General features: G+C 29.9%; 18 protein-coding genes. All 18 read right to left on the bottom strand.

Annotated elements, in window-relative coordinates; all coding sequences use genetic code 11:
* Nucleotides 1-36: 36 nt before the first annotated feature.
* Nucleotides 37-2,424 (bottom strand): DNA translocase FtsK, encoded by a 2,388-nt coding sequence (locus CLSA_RS07095; RefSeq protein ID WP_022744732.1) that lies wholly within the window; start codon nucleotides 2,422-2,424, stop codon nucleotides 37-39.
* Between the two features lie 113 nt (nucleotides 2,425-2,537).
* Nucleotides 2,538-3,245, bottom strand: coding sequence for a ClpP family protease (locus CLSA_RS07090; protein WP_022744731.1), 708 nt, complete (start codon nucleotides 3,243-3,245; stop codon nucleotides 2,538-2,540).
* A 264-nt stretch (nucleotides 3,246-3,509) separates the two neighbouring features.
* Nucleotides 3,510-4,709, bottom strand: a complete 1,200-nt coding sequence (gene dapG / locus CLSA_RS07085; protein WP_022744730.1) for an aspartate kinase — start codon at nucleotides 4,707-4,709, stop codon at nucleotides 3,510-3,512.
* A 15-nt stretch (nucleotides 4,710-4,724) separates the two neighbouring features.
* Nucleotides 4,725-5,006: a YlmC/YmxH family sporulation protein gene (locus tag CLSA_RS07080; RefSeq protein WP_022744729.1), complete on the bottom strand. Its 282-nt coding sequence runs from the start codon at nucleotides 5,004-5,006 to the stop codon at nucleotides 4,725-4,727.
* A gap of 66 nt (nucleotides 5,007-5,072) precedes the next feature.
* Nucleotides 5,073-6,377 (bottom strand): M16 family metallopeptidase, encoded by a 1,305-nt coding sequence (locus tag CLSA_RS07075; RefSeq protein ID WP_022744728.1) that lies wholly within the window; start codon nucleotides 6,375-6,377, stop codon nucleotides 5,073-5,075.
* Nucleotides 6,378-6,424: 47 nt separating this feature from the next.
* Nucleotides 6,425-8,530: a polyribonucleotide nucleotidyltransferase gene (locus CLSA_RS07070; protein ID WP_022744727.1), complete on the bottom strand. Its 2,106-nt coding sequence runs from the start codon at nucleotides 8,528-8,530 to the stop codon at nucleotides 6,425-6,427.
* Between the two features lie 108 nt (nucleotides 8,531-8,638).
* Entirely contained in the window at nucleotides 8,639-8,902 is a 264-nt protein-coding gene (gene rpsO / locus CLSA_RS07065) for a 30S ribosomal protein S15 (protein WP_041716156.1), read from the bottom strand.
* Between the two features lie 118 nt (nucleotides 8,903-9,020).
* Entirely contained in the window at nucleotides 9,021-9,956 is a 936-nt protein-coding gene (locus CLSA_RS07060) for a bifunctional riboflavin kinase/FAD synthetase (protein ID WP_022744725.1), read from the bottom strand.
* Between the two features lie 15 nt (nucleotides 9,957-9,971).
* Nucleotides 9,972-10,847, bottom strand: a complete 876-nt coding sequence (truB, locus tag CLSA_RS07055; RefSeq protein WP_041716497.1) for a tRNA pseudouridine(55) synthase TruB — start codon at nucleotides 10,845-10,847, stop codon at nucleotides 9,972-9,974.
* 50 nt (nucleotides 10,848-10,897) lie between these two features.
* Complete coding sequence (locus CLSA_RS07050) at nucleotides 10,898-11,878, bottom strand: DHH family phosphoesterase (RefSeq protein ID WP_022744723.1); 981 nt, start codon at nucleotides 11,876-11,878, stop codon at nucleotides 10,898-10,900.
* Nucleotides 11,879-12,229, bottom strand: a complete 351-nt coding sequence (gene rbfA / locus CLSA_RS07045) for a 30S ribosome-binding factor RbfA (RefSeq protein WP_022744722.1) — start codon at nucleotides 12,227-12,229, stop codon at nucleotides 11,879-11,881.
* A 14-nt stretch (nucleotides 12,230-12,243) separates the two neighbouring features.
* Nucleotides 12,244-14,328: a translation initiation factor IF-2 gene (gene infB / locus CLSA_RS07040; RefSeq protein WP_022744721.1), complete on the bottom strand. Its 2,085-nt coding sequence runs from the start codon at nucleotides 14,326-14,328 to the stop codon at nucleotides 12,244-12,246.
* A gap of 22 nt (nucleotides 14,329-14,350) precedes the next feature.
* On the bottom strand, nucleotides 14,351-14,665 hold the full coding sequence (locus CLSA_RS07035) for a ribosomal L7Ae/L30e/S12e/Gadd45 family protein (protein WP_022744720.1): 315 nt from the start codon (nucleotides 14,663-14,665) through the stop codon (nucleotides 14,351-14,353).
* Nucleotides 14,658-14,924: an RNase P modulator RnpM gene (gene rnpM, locus CLSA_RS07030; RefSeq protein WP_022744719.1), complete on the bottom strand. Its 267-nt coding sequence runs from the start codon at nucleotides 14,922-14,924 to the stop codon at nucleotides 14,658-14,660. Before rnpM ends, CLSA_RS07035 begins: the two co-directional genes overlap by 8 nt.
* A 13-nt stretch (nucleotides 14,925-14,937) precedes the next feature.
* Nucleotides 14,938-16,092, bottom strand: coding sequence for a transcription termination factor NusA (gene nusA / locus CLSA_RS07025; RefSeq protein ID WP_022744718.1), 1,155 nt, complete (start codon nucleotides 16,090-16,092; stop codon nucleotides 14,938-14,940).
* A gap of 17 nt (nucleotides 16,093-16,109) precedes the next feature.
* Nucleotides 16,110-16,571 (bottom strand): ribosome maturation factor RimP, encoded by a 462-nt coding sequence (gene rimP, locus CLSA_RS07020; RefSeq protein WP_022744717.1) that lies wholly within the window; start codon nucleotides 16,569-16,571, stop codon nucleotides 16,110-16,112.
* Between the two features lie 270 nt (nucleotides 16,572-16,841).
* The gene (ispG, locus tag CLSA_RS07015) at nucleotides 16,842-17,891 is read right to left on the bottom strand and encodes a flavodoxin-dependent (E)-4-hydroxy-3-methylbut-2-enyl-diphosphate synthase (RefSeq protein WP_022744716.1); all 1,050 of its coding nucleotides are present in this window, start codon (nucleotides 17,889-17,891) and stop codon (nucleotides 16,842-16,844) included.
* Nucleotides 17,892-18,132: 241 nt separating this feature from the next.
* On the bottom strand, nucleotides 18,133-19,146 hold the full coding sequence (locus tag CLSA_RS07010; RefSeq protein ID WP_022744715.1) for a M50 family metallopeptidase: 1,014 nt from the start codon (nucleotides 19,144-19,146) through the stop codon (nucleotides 18,133-18,135).
* Nucleotides 19,147-19,763: the final 617 nt, after the last annotated feature.

Here is a 19,763-nt window from a genome sequence, read left to right as displayed (position 1 = left end):
ACAAATATACTAATTAAATTTTATATTTGAATGTTCCTAATTGCTATTCTCGTCGCTGTTTTCATCCTGAAGTTGCTGCTTTGTAACTAATACTTGCCTTGGTCTACTTCCATCTTTTTCAGAGATAATTCCCCTTTCTTCTAGTTGGTCCATAATTCTAGATGCTCGATTAAAACCAATTCTGAGCTTTCTTTGAAGAAACGAAGTCGATGCTTGTTCATACTCAACCACTACATTTATTGCCTCACTCAAAAGTTCATCTACATCATCATTTCCTTCTCCTGCTGCTAAGCCTTTTGAATCTGCAGTATTATTAATATGATCAATTATATCTTCTTCATAATTTATAACACCTTGTTCACTCTTAATAAATGATATAACCTGCTCAACCTCTTCCTCTGATATAAAGCAACCTTGAACTCTTAAAGGCTTACTTTCTCCTACTGGATAGTAAAGCATATCTCCTTTTCCAAGAAGTTTTTCAGCTCCTGAACTATCCAAGATTGTTCTTGAATCTATTTGTGAAGAAACAGCAAACGATATTCTTGATGGTATATTAGCTTTAATTACTCCTGTTATAACATCTACAGATGGCCTTTGTGTTGCAATAACCAAATGCATTCCAGCTGCTCTAGCCATTTGAGCTAGTCTTCCAATATAATCTTCCACATCATTTGGACACACCATCATTAAATCTGCAAGCTCATCTACAATAATAACTATATATGGAAGCTTTTTATCTATAATCCCTTTATTAAATAATTCATTATAAGATTCCATATTTCTAACTCCCATATCTGCAAATAATTTATATCTGGTTGTCATTTCATTAACTGCCCAGTTTAAAGCAGCTGCAGCCTTTTTAGGATCAGTAACAACTGGAATTAAAAGATGTGGTATTCCATTATATACATTTAATTCAACAACTTTAGGATCAACCATAAGAAGCTTAACTTCATTCGGGTTATACTTGTATAATAAACTTATTATAAGCGAGTTTATGCATACACTCTTACCAGAACCTGTGGCCCCTGCTATTAATGTATGTGGCATCTTACTTAAATCACCTACAACACACTTACCTGAAATATCCTTACCTAACGCAAATGCTAACTTCTTCTTTGACTCTATGAACTCATCATTTTCCAACACTTCTCTTAAAAATACTGCTGTTTGTTTAGTATTTGGTACTTCTATACCAACTGCTGCCTTTCCTGGAATCGGCGCTTCTATTCTTATTCCTGATGCAGCTAATCCTAAAGCTATATCATCTGATAAATTCACTATCTTACTAACTTTAACACCTGGACTTGGTTGAAGTTCAAATCTAGTAACGGATGGTCCCTTAGTTACTTGGGTAACCTTTGCATCAACACCAAAATTAGATAGTATTTCTTCAAGCTTATTAGCATTCTCTATTAATTCTTTTTTATCTGAACTTTTTAGTTTTGTATTGCCATTTAATTTCAATAATTCTAAGCTAGGATGTCTATATTCTACTTCTTCTTTAGATTCAGAAATTTGTTCTTGTATTTCTTTATTAACTACATCTTTGACATCATTATCTAGCTTTTGTTTTTTACGAGTATGTTTTTCTTCAACGTTATCTAAAAAATTATCTATTTGAATATCTGATAATGCTTCAGCCTTAGGCTCATCTATTTGATTTTCCACCGAATCTTTCATAAAATCAAGAATTTTTATTTTCTTATCAACTCCGGATAAAAATGCTTCTTTCTCTTTCGAACCAGTAGGAACATTTTCATCTTTTTCTACTATATTTATAAAAGTAGTATGCCCCTTTTCTAATTTGTTACTTTCCTTTTTCCATTCTTTCTGCTTTCTATTATTTCTTAACTTCTCTTTTTGGTTATAAGCCTTTAATCCTATATCATATAAAGTGATATCGAAAATTAAAATAATAGCTATTATAGAAAAAGCAAACAATATAATATATGTGCCTAGAATTCCTACTAATCTATAAAGTGGATAACATATAAAATATGATATTATCCCTCCATGTATTGTATCTGTTGTATTACTAACTATTGCTTTAAGATTCTCAACAAAATTATTAGGTTCATCCAAGCTTTGAATATTTATTATTCCACAAGTCAACATAATAACAATCACTAGAATTGTCATTCCCCAAAAATTTTTATTTAAATTTATATTTCCTCTTGTTTTTATATATTGAAAGCCAAAATATATCAAGTAAATAGGTAACACATTTGAACCTATTCCCATTACTGCACCTGATACTGTTTGTGCAAGAGATGATAATGCCCCTGCTAAAGCAGTATAAATTGCTACTGCAAGTATTAGTCCTGTTGTAATATATATTATTCCAACTATATCTGGATTCATTGTAGTATCATTTTTAGTGTTTTTAGCAGTATTATTTTTGCCTTTAGTCCTTCCCAACTTTAATCACCTCACTTATTTTATTTCTACACAAAACAATTATTCTCCTTTAATAAGATAACACTAAAAATAAAAATCGGCTATAGATTTTTTCTATAACCGCATAAATTTCATTATTTATTTATAAGCTCTCTTAGTTTTTCTAATGCTTCATGTATTCCACCAACTTCATCTATCAATCCACATTCTACTGCTTGCTTGCCAATTAGCATTGTTCCAACATCATTTAATAAATCATCAGTTTTAAGCATAAATTCCTGTAATGTTTTAGGCTTTATATTAGATGTCCTAACAATAAAGTCATTTATTCTTTCTTGCATTTTCTTAAAATATTCAAAAGTTTGAGCTATTCCAATTACAAATCCATTCATTCTTACTGGATGAACTATCATTGTTGCAGATGGAGTTATAAATGAAAAATTTGAAGATGTCGCAAGAGGTACCCCTATAGAATGTCCTCCCCCAATAACTATTGATACTGTTGGTTTTGACATACTTCGAATCATTTCTGCTATTGCAAGTCCCGCCTCCACATCACCACCTACTGTATTTAAAACTATAAGAACCCCCTTAACCTTTTCATTTTGTTCAATATCTATTAACTGAGGTATAATATGTTCATATTTTGTTGTCTTAGTTTGTGGCGAAAGAACTGAATGACCTTCTATTTGACCAATTATTGATAATACTTGTATATCTCTGTCTTTCTCAGCTAAATTTGTATTTCCAAACTCTTTTACCGAATCCATTTTATCTTGTGATTCTGATTTATTCGTAGTTTCTTTTTCTGTATTTTCACTATTTAAAATATATCTATTCATAAAATAATTCCTCCTGTACTTTTTTATTTTGTACAGGAGGAATTATTTTATACATATTCTCTTTAAGCACACTCAAAAGTAATAACAAGTTCATCTAGAAGAAATGTTGTTATATGCAGCATAGCCATTCTTCTTTAATGTATATATTTTTCATCATTCTTCATCGGCAGATTTGACTAATAGACCCGCTATGAGACCAATCTATCTCCTTGCCTGATGAAAAATATTCATAACAAATTGAACTTATTATTTTCTTTCATGTGCCTATGCCAACTTAAAAGTTTTATGTAATACATTTATTGCTTCCTTAACATTTTTTGAATGAACCAAGCACCAGATTGTCATATGTGAATCTGCTGTTTGCAAAACTTCTATATTATTATCACTTAATGCTTTTATTATTTTAGCCATAACACCAGGTATGCCTTTCATTCTAGAACCAATAACAGCTACTGTACTACAATCTTCTATTAAATTATATTTTAACTTAGCATTACTTAATACGTTATTTAAAATGTCTTTATCTTTTTGTTTTATGGTAAATATTTGTTCACCAGGAAATATATTTATTAAATCTAAACTAATATTATTTGCAGCAACCAAATCTAAAATATCTTTATATTTTGAATTTCCTTTGTTCTCACAAGATTTAATTGAAACTTGAACTCTATCTTTCTGACTTGTAATTCCAGTCATAATTCTATCATTATCTCTATCTCCAAAATTATTAATCAAAGTTCCCTTACTATCAGACATTGTATTCTTGATTAACAAAGGAATATTAGCTTCCATAGCAATTTCTACAGCCTTTGGATGGATTACTTTAGCTCCTTGATCAGCTAATTGGAACACTTCATTATAACTTATTACATCGATTAAACTTGCATCTTCAACTACTCTTGGATCTGCAGTCATTATACCATCAACATCTGTATATATTTCTATTGCTGAAGCTTTAAGCGATACTCCTATTATAGATGCTGATGTATCACTTCCACCCCTGCCTAAAGTAGTTAAATATCCATTCTCAGTCATACCTTGGAAGCCAGTTATTACAGGAACTCTTCCTTGTGATATTAAATCTAAGATTTTCTTAGGCTTAACATCAATACACTTTGCATCCGTAAAATTACTATCTGTCAAAATTCCGGCCTGCCCTCCAGTAAGTGGTACCGCATCAATCCCTGCATTGTATAAATCATTACTTACAACAACCGAACTTATTGTTTCTCCACAACACATAAGTAAATCTTGTGCAAGCCTATTGGAACTTTTAAAATTATCCCCTACCAATGATAGCAGCGTATCTGTAGCATAAGGTGCTCCTTTTCTTCCCATAGCTGATACCACTAAAACTGGACTATACCCATCTTTTATTGCAGCCTTAACTTTTTCTATAACTTTTTTTCTTGTTTCTTCTGTTGAAACTGAAGTTCCTCCAAACTTTTGTACAACTATTTTCATTAATTTTCCTCCTAATTACAGCTTAACTTTTTTAACTATATCATCATCTGCATCTAATATTATAGTCCTTGCTCCAATTTTTTTTACACAATTCCATGGAATTTCTAAAAAATCTTTACTACTAAAAAAGTTAAATTTACCGCCATTTAAATTAACTATTAAATATTTAAAGTTCCCCTCATCATCTATTATTAAATCATTATTCAATAGATAATCATATTTTTCTCCATCATTAATATTTATTAATTCATATCTTTCTATATCGCTTAAATATTTTATGCTATTTTCTTCACCCATTATAAATACCTCCTTTTATACTCATAACATGATATGAAAAAAGGAGGTATATTATTACAGTATTATTTATAAATTATGCTTATTAGAATTCGGACTATAATAAGCTTTAGAATTTTTTAGAATTATAGAATCTAACTTATTATATTCTACCTCTTGACCAACATATGCTGCATTTAGAACTCCATTTTTAAAGCATTTATCTAGTACATATTGTATACTATCTCTATCTATTTCATCAATCTTTTTTATCACATGTTCTTGAGTCTTTACCTTATTGCTAAACAAATAACTTTTTGCATTTGCAAACATTCTTGAACTAGTACTTTCCAAGCCTAGTATATAAGTTGCCTTTATCTTTTCTTTATTTATTTCAATTTGCCTATCTGTTATTCCATTCTTACTAAATATTGCAAGCTCTCTATCTATTACTTCCAATGCTTTATCAACATAATTTTTATTTAAAGCTGCATATATATTTAATGTTCCAATTTCTTGAAGTGGTTGTAAATAAGAATATATTGAATAGCATAATCCAAGCTCTTCACGAACTTTTTGAAAAAGAATTGATGATGCTCCGTTTCCAAATACATTATTAAGCAATACCAATGAATAATTATCTTCATCTCCATATGGCATACCTTGTAACCCCAAAGAAATGTGAAGTTGTTCTCTTTCTTTTTTAGTATATCCAGAATCAATTTGTATTATTGTATTGCCATAGTTTGGGTTATATTCTTTTTTACTTTTCCATGAGCCAAAATACTTTTCAAGTAAATCCTTTAATTCTTGTTCATCGAAGTTACCACAAATCGATATTACAGAATTATATGGTGTATATTTTTCATTAATATAATCTAATATTTTCTCTCTAGTAAATGATTTAACTAATTGTATTGTACCCAAAATTGGATTTCCCAATGGGTTTTTTCCAAAGGTCACTTTAGAATGTAAATCATCTAATACATCCTCTGGCGAATCTTGACTCATATTTATTTCTTCAATTACTACACCCTTTTCTTTTTCTATTTCATCTGGATCAAATTTTGCATTTAACAGTATATCTGAAAGCACATCTAACGATAAATTCAGATGAGTATTTAATGCTTTAATATAATAACAAGTAGCTTCCTTACTTGTAAATGCATTAATTTGGCCACCTACATTTTCAATATCCTCCATTACTTCCTTCGATGTTCTCTTATTAGTTCCTTTAAAAAACATATGCTCAATAAAATGAGAGATTCCATTAACATCATTAGTTTCATTTCTAGAACCATTTTGAACCATAACTCCAACACTAATGGAATTTAAATGTTCTATTTTTTCTGTTACTACTCTTAATCCATTTTTAAGGGTATATGTATTATACATTAAACATTTGCCTCCTTATTATAAAAAAAAGGCAATTAAATTGCCCTTTATTTTTCTTCTTTATTTTCTTCGTCTTGTATAGCATCTTTTCTTGAAAGATTTATTCTGCCTTGATTATCAATTTCTGTAACTTTAACCAGAATTTCATCCCCAACAGAAACTGCATCTTCTACCTTATTTATTCTTTCTTTTGCTAACTTAGAAATATGAACTAATCCTTCTTTATTAGGTAAAATTTCCACAAAAGCTCCAAACGCAGCTATTTTAGTAACCTTCCCTAAATAAACTTCTCCAGCTTTAACTTCTTTAGTTAAGCCTTCAATTATCTTCATCGCATCCTTAACACCTTGATGATCTGCTGAACTTACAAATACAGTTCCATCTTCTTTTATGTCAATTTTAACGCCTGTATCTTGGATTATTTTATTTATAACTTTACCACCAGCTCCAATTACATCTCTAATTTTATCTGGATTTATGCTCATTGTTTCAGTTTTTGGTGCATATAACGAAACGTCTTCTCTAGCTGCTGATATACATTCATTTATCTTATCAATTATAGTTAATCTAGCTTTTCTAGCGTCTCTAATAGCGTTTTCTACTACGTTAAAGCTAAATCCTTGAAGCTTTGTATCAACTTGAATTGATGTTATTCCTTCCGTTGTACCTGCTACCTTAAAATCCATATCTCCAAAGAAATCTTCTATTCCTTGAATATCAGTTATTACTTGTTCCTTAGATAAATCTTCTGATGTAATTAATCCCATTGCAATACCTGCAGCTGGTCTCTTAATTGGAACTCCTGCATCTAATAGTGCAAGTGTTGATCCACAAACTGATGCTTGTGAAGTTGATCCATTTGAACTTAATACTTCTGATACTAATCTAATTGTATATGGGAATTCTTCTTCAGATGGGATTAATGGTTCAAGTGCTCTTTCAGCTAATGCTCCATGACCAATTTCTCTTCTTCCTGGTCCTCTTAAAGGTTTTACCTCTCCAACACTATATCCTGGGAAGTTATAGTGGTGCATATATCTCTTAGATTGTGTTTCATCTATACCATCTAAGATTTGAATTTCACTAATAGATCCTAAAGTTGCAACAGTCATTACTTGAGTTAATCCTCTTGTAAATAATCCAGTTCCATGAGTTCTTGGTAAAAGTCCCACTTCACATCCAAGTGGTCTTATTTCATCAAATGCTCTTCCATCAGGTCTTCTCTTTTCATTTAAAAGCATGTTTCTTACAACTTTTTTTTGCATAGTATAAAGAACTTCTTTTATATCTCCTAGTTTGTCAGCATATTTTTCTGAAAATTCTTCGTTAACTTTTTCATTTACTGCATCTATAGCTGCATTTCTCTCATCTTTATCCATTATATACATGGCATCTTTAACCATATCATGAGCAAACTCTTTAACTTCTTTTTCTAATTCTGCATCAATAGTATATAATACTGGTTCATCTTTTTTCTTTCCAAATTTAGCCATAGCTTCTTCTTGGAATGCTATAATCTTTTGACACTCATCAAAACCATATTTAATTGCATCTATCATAGTATCTTCTGGTATTTCATTTCCACCAGCTTCAATCATCATTACCTTTTCCTTAGTTGCACATACTGTTAAATGAAGAATACTTGCTTCTCTTCCTGCTGCGTCTGGATTTGTAACAAATTTACCATCAATTATTCCAACTTGAACTGCAGCTATTGGAATTGTATATGGAATGCTTGATAAACATAATGCAAGCGATGCTGCATTAATAGCTAATATTTCTGGTAAAATATCCTTTTCTACTGATACTACTGTAGTAACTACTTGAACATCATTTCTATATCCTTTTGGAAATAAAGGTCTTATAGTTCTATCTACCGCTCTACCATTTAATATAGCTTTTTCTGATGGTCTTCCTTCCCTTTTAATGAATCCACCTGGAATTTTACCTACTGCATATAATCTTTCTTCATATTCTACGCTAAGTGGAAAGAAATCTATTCCTACTCTTGGTTCTGGTGATGCATTAACATTAGTTAGTATGACTGTATCTCCATAACTAGTAAATGTTGCTGCGTTTGATAACATACCTACTTTTCCGAATTCAACTTTTAGTTCTCTTCCAGCGATTTCAGTTGTTAGAACGTTATTCATAATTTGTGACCTCCCTTCAGGCTCATCTTATTATCCATAATTTTGTATACTTTTTTTTACAATTTGTATGTTTTTAAAATAATAGAGCGGAAAACTCCGCTCTAAAAATTATCTTCTTAAACCTAATTCTTTGATTAAAGTTCTGTATCTTTCGATATCTTGATCTGCTAAGTAGTTTAAAAGACCTCTTCTTTGACCAACCATTTTTAATAATCCTCTTCTTGAGTGGTGATCTTTCTTGTGAACTTTAAAATGTTCTTGTAATGTATTAATTCTTTCAGTTAATAAAGCTACTTGAACTTCTGGTGAACCAGTATCTCCTTCGCTTCTTCCAAATTTCTTAATTAATTCTAATTTTCTTGCCTTATCCATTATAAGTGCACCTCCGTGTATTATATAAATATCCCCTGATTCCAAGTAAAAAGATGGCACCTTTAAACTTAGGATTAGGTTCATGTGTTATTATATCAAAAGTAAAGATTATTGTAAACTATATTCTCAAAGTCGACATATAACTCTCATTAATTGCAAAAGATCTATCTTTTCCAAGTTGAAGTTTTAGTTCTTCTACTCCATTAAACTTTTTTTCATCTCGTATTTTTTTTATAAAACTTACTTCTATTGTTTCACCATATATATCTTTATCAAAGTCTAAAATGTATGTTTCAACAGTTAGATTTTTTCCTTCTACTGTTGGATTATTCCCTACAGAAGTAATTCCCTTATATATACTATTATTAACCTTTATATTAGTATAATATACACCAACTTTAGGCAATATAAAATTTTTGTTGTATTTTAAGTTTGCCGTAGGAAACCCAATCGTTCTTCCAATCTTACGACCATGAACGACTTCCCCACTTAATGTATATGGCGAATCTAGCATTTTACAAGCATCTAAAACCTCTCCATCTTCTAAAGACTTTCTTATTCTAGTACTACTTATAACTGCATTGTTATAAGTACATGGCTTCATTATATAAAGCTCATATCCATATTCCTTCTGCAGTTCTCTTAATAATTCTATATTTCCTAAATTCTTATATCCAAACTTATAATTAAACCCCACAACAAGTCCTTTTGCATTATATTCAACTACTAAAAATTTCACAAATTCTTTAGGTGTCATTTTCATAAATTCCAGATCAAATTCTTTAAAACATACCATATCTACACCATGTTTTTTTAACACTTCAGCTTTTTGAGCATTATCCATCAAAAGTTTAGGAACATTATCCTTACTTATAAGGGTTTTAGGATGATTCTTAAATGTAAAAACCATACTTTTACCTTTATTTTTTTTTGCTACTTCTACAACCTTGTATATTAATGATAGATGCCCTAAATGAAGTCCATCAAAACTTCCAATAGCTATGTAATTTTCAGATTTTTGTACGTTTTGTGAATCCTTATCTATAATAATCATGGTTTCACTCCTAAATTACAGCAATAATTTCTCAATTTTAAAACCTTCATCATCTTGTTTTCCAAGTCCTATAAAGGTTTCTTCTGTATCATAAACTCTATATAAAACATTTTTTTCTCTTTTCTCACTACTTAACCTTTTATCAAATACCTTTACGCCGTTTACTAAAAGTTTGGTAAATGAACTTTTTACTGTGAGTTTTGGATAAAATGCAAGAGCCTCCTCAATAGTTATTATATAATCCTTTATGTTTTCTTTTGTTAACTCTTCTATATTTACACTTTCCTCTTGTTTAAATATAGATGTTTCACATCTATTTAAATCTACCATTGTTGCTCCAACATTTAGCTTTTCCCCAATATCATAACATAAACTTCTTATATATGTCCCTTTAGAACAAACTACTTTCATTGATACATACGGTAAATTTATTTCCAAATTAGATATGTCAAATATATTAATTCTTCTAGCTTCTCTTTCTACCTCAATACCTTGTCTTGCTAAATCATATAGTCTTACGCCATTCTTTTTAAGGGCAGAGTACATTGGTGGAACTTGATCATATTCTCCAACAAAAGATAAAGTTACATTAAATACTTCCTCATCTCTAAGATGAGATGTTTCTTTCTGTTCTATAATTTCACCCTCAAGATCATATGTAGTCGTCTTAGTACCAAGTAAAAATTTAACTTCATACACTTTTCTTGAATTCATTATATAATCTATAATTTTTGTAGCTTTTCCAATACAAACCAGAAGAACTCCAGTAGCTTCTGGATCTAAAGTTCCAGTATGACCCACCTTTTTTTCATTAGCTAAAAATTTTATTTTTCTAACTACATCAAAAGAAGACATTCCCTTATTTTTGAATACATTTAATATTCCATTTATATTCGAAGTTTTTATTTCTTTTTTCATAAGTGAAATCTCTATTCCCTTCTTCATAGATGTATATCTTCTTTAATTATTTTGAGCAAATTATTTTTTGCCGCTTCTATATTAATATTCTTTTGCATAACACCAGCGGCTTTTATATGTCCACCACCGCCATATACTTCTGCCACTTTTCTTACATCAACATCATTTTTAGATCTTAAACTTGTCTTAACACCTTCTTCAACTTCCTTCAAAAGCATTGAAACTTCTACTCCTTTAATTCCAAGACCAATTGAAATTATATCTGAAGTATCAGCATTTTGTAAGTTAAGTTCCTCTAGCATTCCTTTTGGTATTTGAAGAACTGCTACCTTGTTATCTAAAACAAGCTCTATATTTGATAAAACACAACCCATTAATTTCACTTTGTTAAAAGGCTTATTATCAAAAAGATTGCTATGAACCATACTATTCTTCACACCTAACTCTATAAGCTCACCTGCTATAGTATGTGTTCTTTTTGTAACATTAGAATGCCTAAAAGAACCTGTATCTGTTACAAGTCCAGTATAAATTGCATTTCCTATTGCTATTTTTTTATCATTTTTTTCATTAAAATCAATTCCAAGTTCTTTTATTAGTAAATAAGACAGCTCACATGTAGCACTTGCGTTTGAATCTATATAATTAATAAATCCATAGTTTTCATTAGAAATATGATGATCTATATTAATTACATTTCCCTTATAACTTGTTAAATCAGCTGATATTCTCTCTACATTGCCACAATCTAATACTATAACCAAGTCTGTATCTAAATCTGGTTGTAGTGTGTTTCCATCAATTTCTTCACTAAAAGAAAGGAAAGAGAAGTTATCTGAAATAACATCTCTTGATATAATATACGAATCCTTTCCTAAAAGCCTTAATGCATTTAATAATGATAATGAGCTACCTATAGCATCTCCATCTGGAGATGTATGAAATGATATTCCAATCTTTTTGGCCTTTAATATTTGTTCACTTATTTCTTTTAAATTACACATTTAATTTTTACTTATTTTTTGAATTAATTCATCCATATGCATACCATAATTTATAGAATCATCTAATTCAATAATTATTTCTGGGGTGTGTCTTAAGTTGATTTTTTGGCCTACTGTTTTTCTTATAAATCCACTTGCACTCTTTAAAGCTGCAAGATTATTTTTCTTTTCTTCTTCATCTGTACAGAATATACTTACATAAACCTTAGCATATCTTAAATCCTTAGTAACCTTAACATCAGTAACTGAAATCATAGCTGTAAGTCTTGGATCTTTAATTTCGTTTTGAATTAAGTTACTGATTTCTCTCTTAAATTCTTCGTTAATTCTTCCACCTCTATAATTTGCCATGTTTATCTCACCTCTTAAAGTTCTTTTCTCTTAATAGCCTCCATCATAAAGCATTCAACGATGTCGCCTTCTTTAATATTGTTAAACTTATCTACAGTCAGACCACATTCATATCCAGCATTGACTTCTTTAGCATCATCTTTAAATCTCTTTAATGATGATAATGTTGATTCAAAAATTACTATTCCATCTCTTATAACTCTTGTTTCGGCATTTCTTTGAAGTTTACCATTCAATACATAACACCCTGCAATAGTTCCAACATTTGAGATCTTGTAAGTTTCTCTTACTTCTGCTGAACCTAATACAACTTCCTTATATTCTGGTTCAAGCATTCCGATCATAGCTGATTTAACATCTTCAATTGCATCATATATAATTCTGTAAGTCTTAATATCAACGCCTTCTTTGTCAGCTTGAGCTACAGCATTGTTATCTGGCCTTACATTAAATCCTATAACTATTGCATTAGATGCATTTGCAAGAGTTACATCTGTTTCAGTTATAGCTCCAACTCCACCATGGATAACTCTTACTTTTACATCATCAGTAGAAAGCTTTTCTAAAGATCCTTTAATCGCTTGAACAGAACCTTGAACATCCGCTTTTACTATTATAGATAATTCTTTAACTTTTCCTTCTTTAATTTGATTATATAAGTCTTCAAGTGATACTTTATGACTAGCAAGTAAAGTTTCTGCTTTTAATTTTTCTTTTCTAGTTTCAGCCATATTTCTAGCAGTCTTTTCATCTTTCACTTGATTAAATCTATCACCAGCTTCTGGTACTTCTGAAAGTCCTAATACTTCTACTGGAATAGATGGTCCTGCAGATTTAATCTTTTTACCAGTATCATCAAACATTGCTCTTACTCTACCATATGTTGAACCAACTAAAATTGAATCACCAACATGTAAAGTTCCGTTTTGAACTAATAAACTAGCAACTGATCCTCTACCCTTATCAAGCTTAGCTTCAATTACAGTTCCAACAGCTCTTCTGTTTGCATTTGCTTTAAGTTCAAGCATTTCAGCACTTAAAAGAACCATTTCAAGTAATTTATCAATATTTAAATTCTGTTTTGCAGATACTTCTTCACTTATTACATCTCCACCCCAAGATTCTACAAGTAATCCTTGGTCTGCTAATTCTTGTTTAACTCTATCTGGATTTGCTCCTGGTTTATCTATTTTATTAATTGCAACTATTATAGGCACTCCTGCTGCTTTACAGTGGTCAATAGCTTCTTTAGTTTGAGGCATTATTCCATCATCTGCTGCAACAACTAATATAACTATATCTGTTATCTGTGCTCCTCTAGCTCTCATAGCTGTAAAAGCTTCATGACCTGGAGTATCTAAAAATGTAATTTCTTCACCATTTAACTTAATAGTGTAAGCACCAATATGTTGTGTAATTCCACCTGCTTCTGAATCAGTAACTTTTGCCTTTCTTATACAGTCAAGTAAAGATGTCTTACCATGATCAACGTGACCCATAACTGTTACAATTGGTGGTCTCTTTTTAAGATTTTCTTCATCATCTTCTTCTATTTCTAGCACTTCTAATTCGTCATTTTCTTCTTGTTTTTCAACAATAACTTCATATTCAGCACATACTTTTTCTGCTGTTTCAAAATCAATTTCTGCGTTTATCGCTGCCATAACTCCTTGGAAAATTAATGTTCTTATTACATCGTTTGAAGGTTTATTTAACTTTTCAGCTAATTCCTTAACAGTTATACTTTCTCCGATTTGTATTATTTGAGTTTCTTCCATATTTTCGTTACCCTCATCCTTCAAAGATTCTTCTTTTTTAGTTTTTTTCTTTTTCTTTTTTCCTTTATTAAGTTCGTCAGCTAGTTTATCTTCATACTCATCTACAATGCTTTTTGATTCTTCTTTACCTTCAACGCTTGCTTCTGATTTTGCAGCTGAATTTCCTAATACTAATTCCTTTATTAATTCTGCATCTTCATCTTCGATTGTACTCATGTGATTTTTAACTTCCACATTAAACTCTTCCATTAATAAAGTAATTAATTCCTTTGAACTTATATTTAGTTCCTTCGCTAATTCATGCACTCTTATTTTTGACATGCGGTCACCCCCGTATTATTATCTACTCATATATTTTTTCCTCCTCGTATAACGCCAACATTTTTTTTGCTATATCGTTATCCAAAATCCCAAGTAGCATAACTTCTTTACGCCCAAGTGGCGCTCCTAATTGATCTTTTGAGAAATCCTCAATATATGGTATATCTTTTTCATTACAATGTTTTTTAAATTTACTTTTAGACTTATCTGATAAATCATTAGATATTATAAATAGATAAATTTTAGTATTATTTCTATAGTCATCACACTTGCTGTATCCTTCAAGTAAATTGCCTGATTTTTTTGCAATACTTAAAAAATTAAAAAATCTATTCATTATCAATTTCTTCCTTTAGTTTTTCATAAATTTCTTCACTTATAGGTATCTCAAGATTTCTACTAAGTCTCTTAGCTTTGTATGCTTTTTCAAAGCATTCTATATTTTTGCAAATATATGCGCCTCTTCCTGATTTCTTACCAGTCAAATCAACGCAAACTTCTCCTTCTGGAGTTTTTACTATTCTAATCAACTCTTTTTTTGGTTTCATTTCCATGCAACCAGTGCACATTCTTAAAGGAATCTTCTTAACCTTCATGAAAAGCACCTCACTATTCTTGTATTTCTTCAATTGAAGTTTCTATATCATTTAAATCAGTAACTTCTTCATTATCTATTTCAACTTCAGTATTTAAAATTCTTTCTTCTTCTGCATCTAATGCTTCTTGTTGAGATTTACTCTTTATATCTATTTTCCAATTTGTAAGCTTAGCTGCAAGTCTTACATTTTGACCTTCTTTACCAATTGCTAAAGAAAGTTGATTATCGTCAACAATAACCTTAGCGCTCTTGTTTTCTTCATTAACTTCAACCGTTAAAACTTTAGCTGGGCTTAAAGAATTAGCTATGAATTCTTCTGGATTCTTACTCCACTTTATTATATCAATTTTTTCGTTTTTAAGTTCATTAACTATACTTTGTACTCTTACACCTTTAGGGCCTACACAAGCTCCCATTGGATCTACTTCTTCATCATTTGAATGTACAGCTATTTTGCTTCTTGATCCCGCTTCTCTCGAGATACTCTTTATCTCAACCACTCCATTGAAGATTTCTGGAACTTCAAGCTCAAATAATCTTTTAACTAATCCTGGATGAGTTCTTGAAACATGAATTTGAGGTCCTTTACTTCCATTTTTAACTTCAACTATATATAGTTTTAACTTTTCATTGAATTTATATTCCTCATTTGGAATTTGTTCATTAGGTCCAATAACACCTTCCAATTTTCCTAAGTTAACAAAAACCATGCCTTTGTCTTTTCTTAAAATAGTTCCGGTAATTATATCAAATTCCTTTTCTTTGTATTCATCATATATTATACTTCTTTCAGCTTCTTTGATTCTTTGAGTAACTACTTGTTTTGCAAGCTGTGCTGCAACTCTTCCAAAATTCTTAGGAGTTACTTCTAAATCTACAACATCATCAACTTCATTTTTAGGACTTAACTCTTTTGCTTCTTCTAATGATATTTCAGTTACATCATCATATACTTCATCAACTACTATTTTTTGAGCATATACATGAATTTCGCCTGTTTCCCTATCTATATTTACCTTTACATTTTGAGCATTTGTGTTAAGATTTGCATAATTTTTCTTATATGCTGCAACTAAGGCATCTTGTATTGTTGTAAAAAGCAAATCCTCACAAATACCTTTTTCCTTTACTAATTCCTTCAGAGCACCTACAAACTCTTCATTCATTTTTATCCCCTCCTTAATTATATTTCCCCTTCTAAATTTGCACTTTTAATTTTATCTCTTGGAATTTTAACTTCATTTTCATCTTCAACTATTACGAATTCTTCTTCTGAAGCTTTCAAAATTCCTTTTATGCTTTTCATTCCGTTAAATGAGCTAGTAAATCTTATTAACACTTCTTTTCCAATGAATTTTTTAAAATGTTCTTCTGTATATAGCCCTCTATTAAGACCTGGTGAAGATACTTCCAAATAGTATGCACCTTCAATTGGATCTTCCTTATCTAAAATATCACTAACTCTTCTTGAAACTGCTTCACAATCATTTAGTGATATTCTACCTTCTTCTTTATCTATATATATTCTTAAATAAAAATCTCCATTTTCCTTTATGTATTCTACATAATATAATTCATATGATAATTCTGAAGTAATAGGTCTAACTAGTTCTTCTATTTTTTGAATTAATACATCTTTTTTCATTTTTTCCCCTCACTTTCATCCTTATAAAACTACATGACTTATAATTATTCTATGCAATTTTAAAATTTGTAATCAAAAACGCAACTATCTTATAGTAGTTGCGTTACAAACAGAAAGAGCGGGTAATTTTCCCACTCCTTTTTTCTAGCTATTAGAATTAAATCTATTTATAGCATATCACATTTTTTTCTTAAATACAAGTCTTATAAAATAATTTGAATACTTGTTATAAATATTAGATTTAATTAATTAATTTTATAAAATTGAATCTTATAATTTTTCTATTTCTTCCATTAAAGCATCAACTAGTTCTTCTTCCTTAACTTTTTTAATCACTTTTCCCTTTTTGAAAATTATCCCTTCACCTTTTCCACCAGCAATTCCTATATCAGACTCTCTTGCTTCTCCAGGACCATTAACAACACATCCCATAACAGCTACTTTAATATCCTTATTATAATTTTCTAATTTTTTTTCAACTTCTTCAGCAATCTTTATTAAATTTATTTGAGTTCTTCCGCAAGTAGGACAAGATACGAATTCGACACCTTTTTTTCTTATACCTAAAGATTTAAGTATTTCAATACCGACTTTTATCTCTTCAATAGGATCACTTGTTAAAGAGACTCTTATAGTATCCCCTATCCCTTCTGCAAGTAATGTTCCTATTCCTATACTTGATTTAATTGTTCCCCTTTGTACAGTTCCAGCTTCTGTCACTCCTAAATGAAGAGGGTAATCACATTTTTCTGCGATTAATCTATAACATGATATCATCATAGGAACATTAGAAGATTTTATTGATATTACTATATCATGAAAGTCTAAATCTTCCAAAATTTTAACATGTCTTAAAGCACTTTCAACCAATGCTTCATCAGTTACTTTACCATACTTCTCTAAAATGTCTTTTTCTAAAGATCCTGAATTAACACCAATTCTTATAGGTATTTTCTTTTCAGAACAGCCTTCTGCAACTGCCTTAATTCTATCTAAGCTTCCAATATTTCCAGGATTTATTCTAAGAGCTGAAACTCCATTTTCAATTGCTTTTAACGCTAATCTATAATCAAAATGTATATCTGCAACTATTGGAATTGGTGATTTTTTAGTTATTTCTTTCAAACTTTCTGCATCTTCCATATCTAGTACAGCACATCTTACAATATCACATCCTGCTTTATATAATCTTTCTATTTGATTTAGCGTATCTTCTATATTTTTAGTATGAGCAGTAGTCATTGACTGTATTGTAATAGGAGCATCTCCTCCTACATATACATTACCTACTTTTACTTTTCTTGAAATTCTTCTTTTCATACTTTCTCCCCTAACTACTTAAAGGTATTATTTTCTTAGTGTTTTTAATATTATTATCATTTCCAATATGCATGAAAAATTTAACCATAAATAAATATTAAATTTCAAACAAAAAACTTTCAATTTATCTATACATACGTAATTATATATCTTTAAATATATAATTGTAAACTTGTAATTATATATATTGTAAATAAAGCTCACTCATATAAAAATTTCATACAAGTAAGCTTTATTAGCTTTAGAAATTAATTGGATATATCAGATCTTTTAAAGTTACTAATATCATAAGCCCTATAAGTATCGCAAATCCAAAATAGTTTAAAACTCCAACTATCTTATCTGGTACTTTTCTTCTAGCTATTAACTCTATTAATAAAATTACACACCAGCCTCCATCTAATGCTGGAAAAGGTAACAAATTAAATACTGCTAAATTAACACTTAAAAATGCAATAAAAGAAAGCAATGGCCAGATTCCTGCTTCCGCTGTTTTTGTTGACATCTTAATTATTGTAACAGGTCCACCTACATCAGTTTTCAGGTTTGCCTTTCCTGTAAATATCATTTTCAATCCTTTAAAAGTTTGCGAAACTAGCGATGCTGTCTCCTTAAAGCTTTGCTTGAAACTTTGCACTAGACTTGGATTTTCTATATTAGAAAAGCTAACACCTATAAGTAATTGATTTTTATCGTTTTTTTCTGGAGTTACTGTTATTTCTTTCTTTTGACCATCTCTCTCTATAATAATATTTATAGGTTTTCCATATGACAAAGCTACTCCTGCATAAATATCATTATAAGTAAAAACTTTCAAATCATTTACTTCTAGAAATTTATCTCCTTGTAAAATCCCACTTTGATAAGCTGGTGATCCATCATTTATTCCATCTGCAAATGTATTTGTAATTAAGCCCGAATGATATGTAGTTCCTGTAAATATGCAGATAGCTAATATATAATTCATTACCACTCCTGCAATTATAATACTTATTCTTCTAAGAGGAGATTTAGCCGAAAAACTTCTCACATCATCAACTACTTCTTCCTCTCCCATCATGCTTACATATCCTCCAATTGGAAGTAAACCAATAGAATATATTGTTTCCTTTCCTTTAAAAGAAAAAATAGAAGGTCCCATTCCTATAGAAAACTTATCTACTTTGACTCCATTTATCTTTGCTAATGTAAAATGTCCTAATTCATGAATAAATATCAAAACGCCAAAAGCCAATATTGCTAAAATAATATACATAAAAATTTTCCTTCCTCTCTATACTTTAATTTTCTTTTATTCTTAGAATATCCTCATTGCAAAAATAAGTTACATATATATTCACTTCCATGTCTCACAATATCTATATCCTAAATTCCTTCATTCATTCTATCAAATATACATATATCAACATATGCTCTCCTTGACCCATTTTATGACATAATGAAATTTTCAAATTTGACTAATCCAAAATTCTTTCTTTAAAACTCAGCCTCGAAATACAAAAGTTTTATTAGTTTTGCACAATTATTAGCTGAAGAACCAGTTTTGAGGTATTATAGATTATTTTAACTATATCTTAAATAGATATAGTTTATCGACAAGTAATTTATGTTACCCTAGGTAATATATCAAATCCAGTGCATTATTATAAAAAATATTTTTATAAACTTCCAACATAATAAAATTAAAGATTACTTTTTTCATTAAAATATCTTTCTTTATGTTTGTAATGTATTCACAAATCATCTTAACCTCATTATTTTTAGCTACTAAGGATATTATCACCCCAAGTCAAGACCACCCGTAAAACGGGTGGCTTGCTCTGCGCCTATAAGGCTAAAAAATATATAGAACAGTCTTTTCTAGCTGTTAGA

Origin of the sequence: Clostridium saccharobutylicum DSM 13864, from assembly GCF_000473995.1 — a bacterium.
Taxonomy (GTDB): domain Bacteria; phylum Bacillota; class Clostridia; order Clostridiales; family Clostridiaceae; genus Clostridium; species Clostridium saccharobutylicum.
The sequence above is the reverse complement of the archived record's forward strand: the minus strand, read 5'-3'. Positions and strand labels throughout refer to the sequence as shown.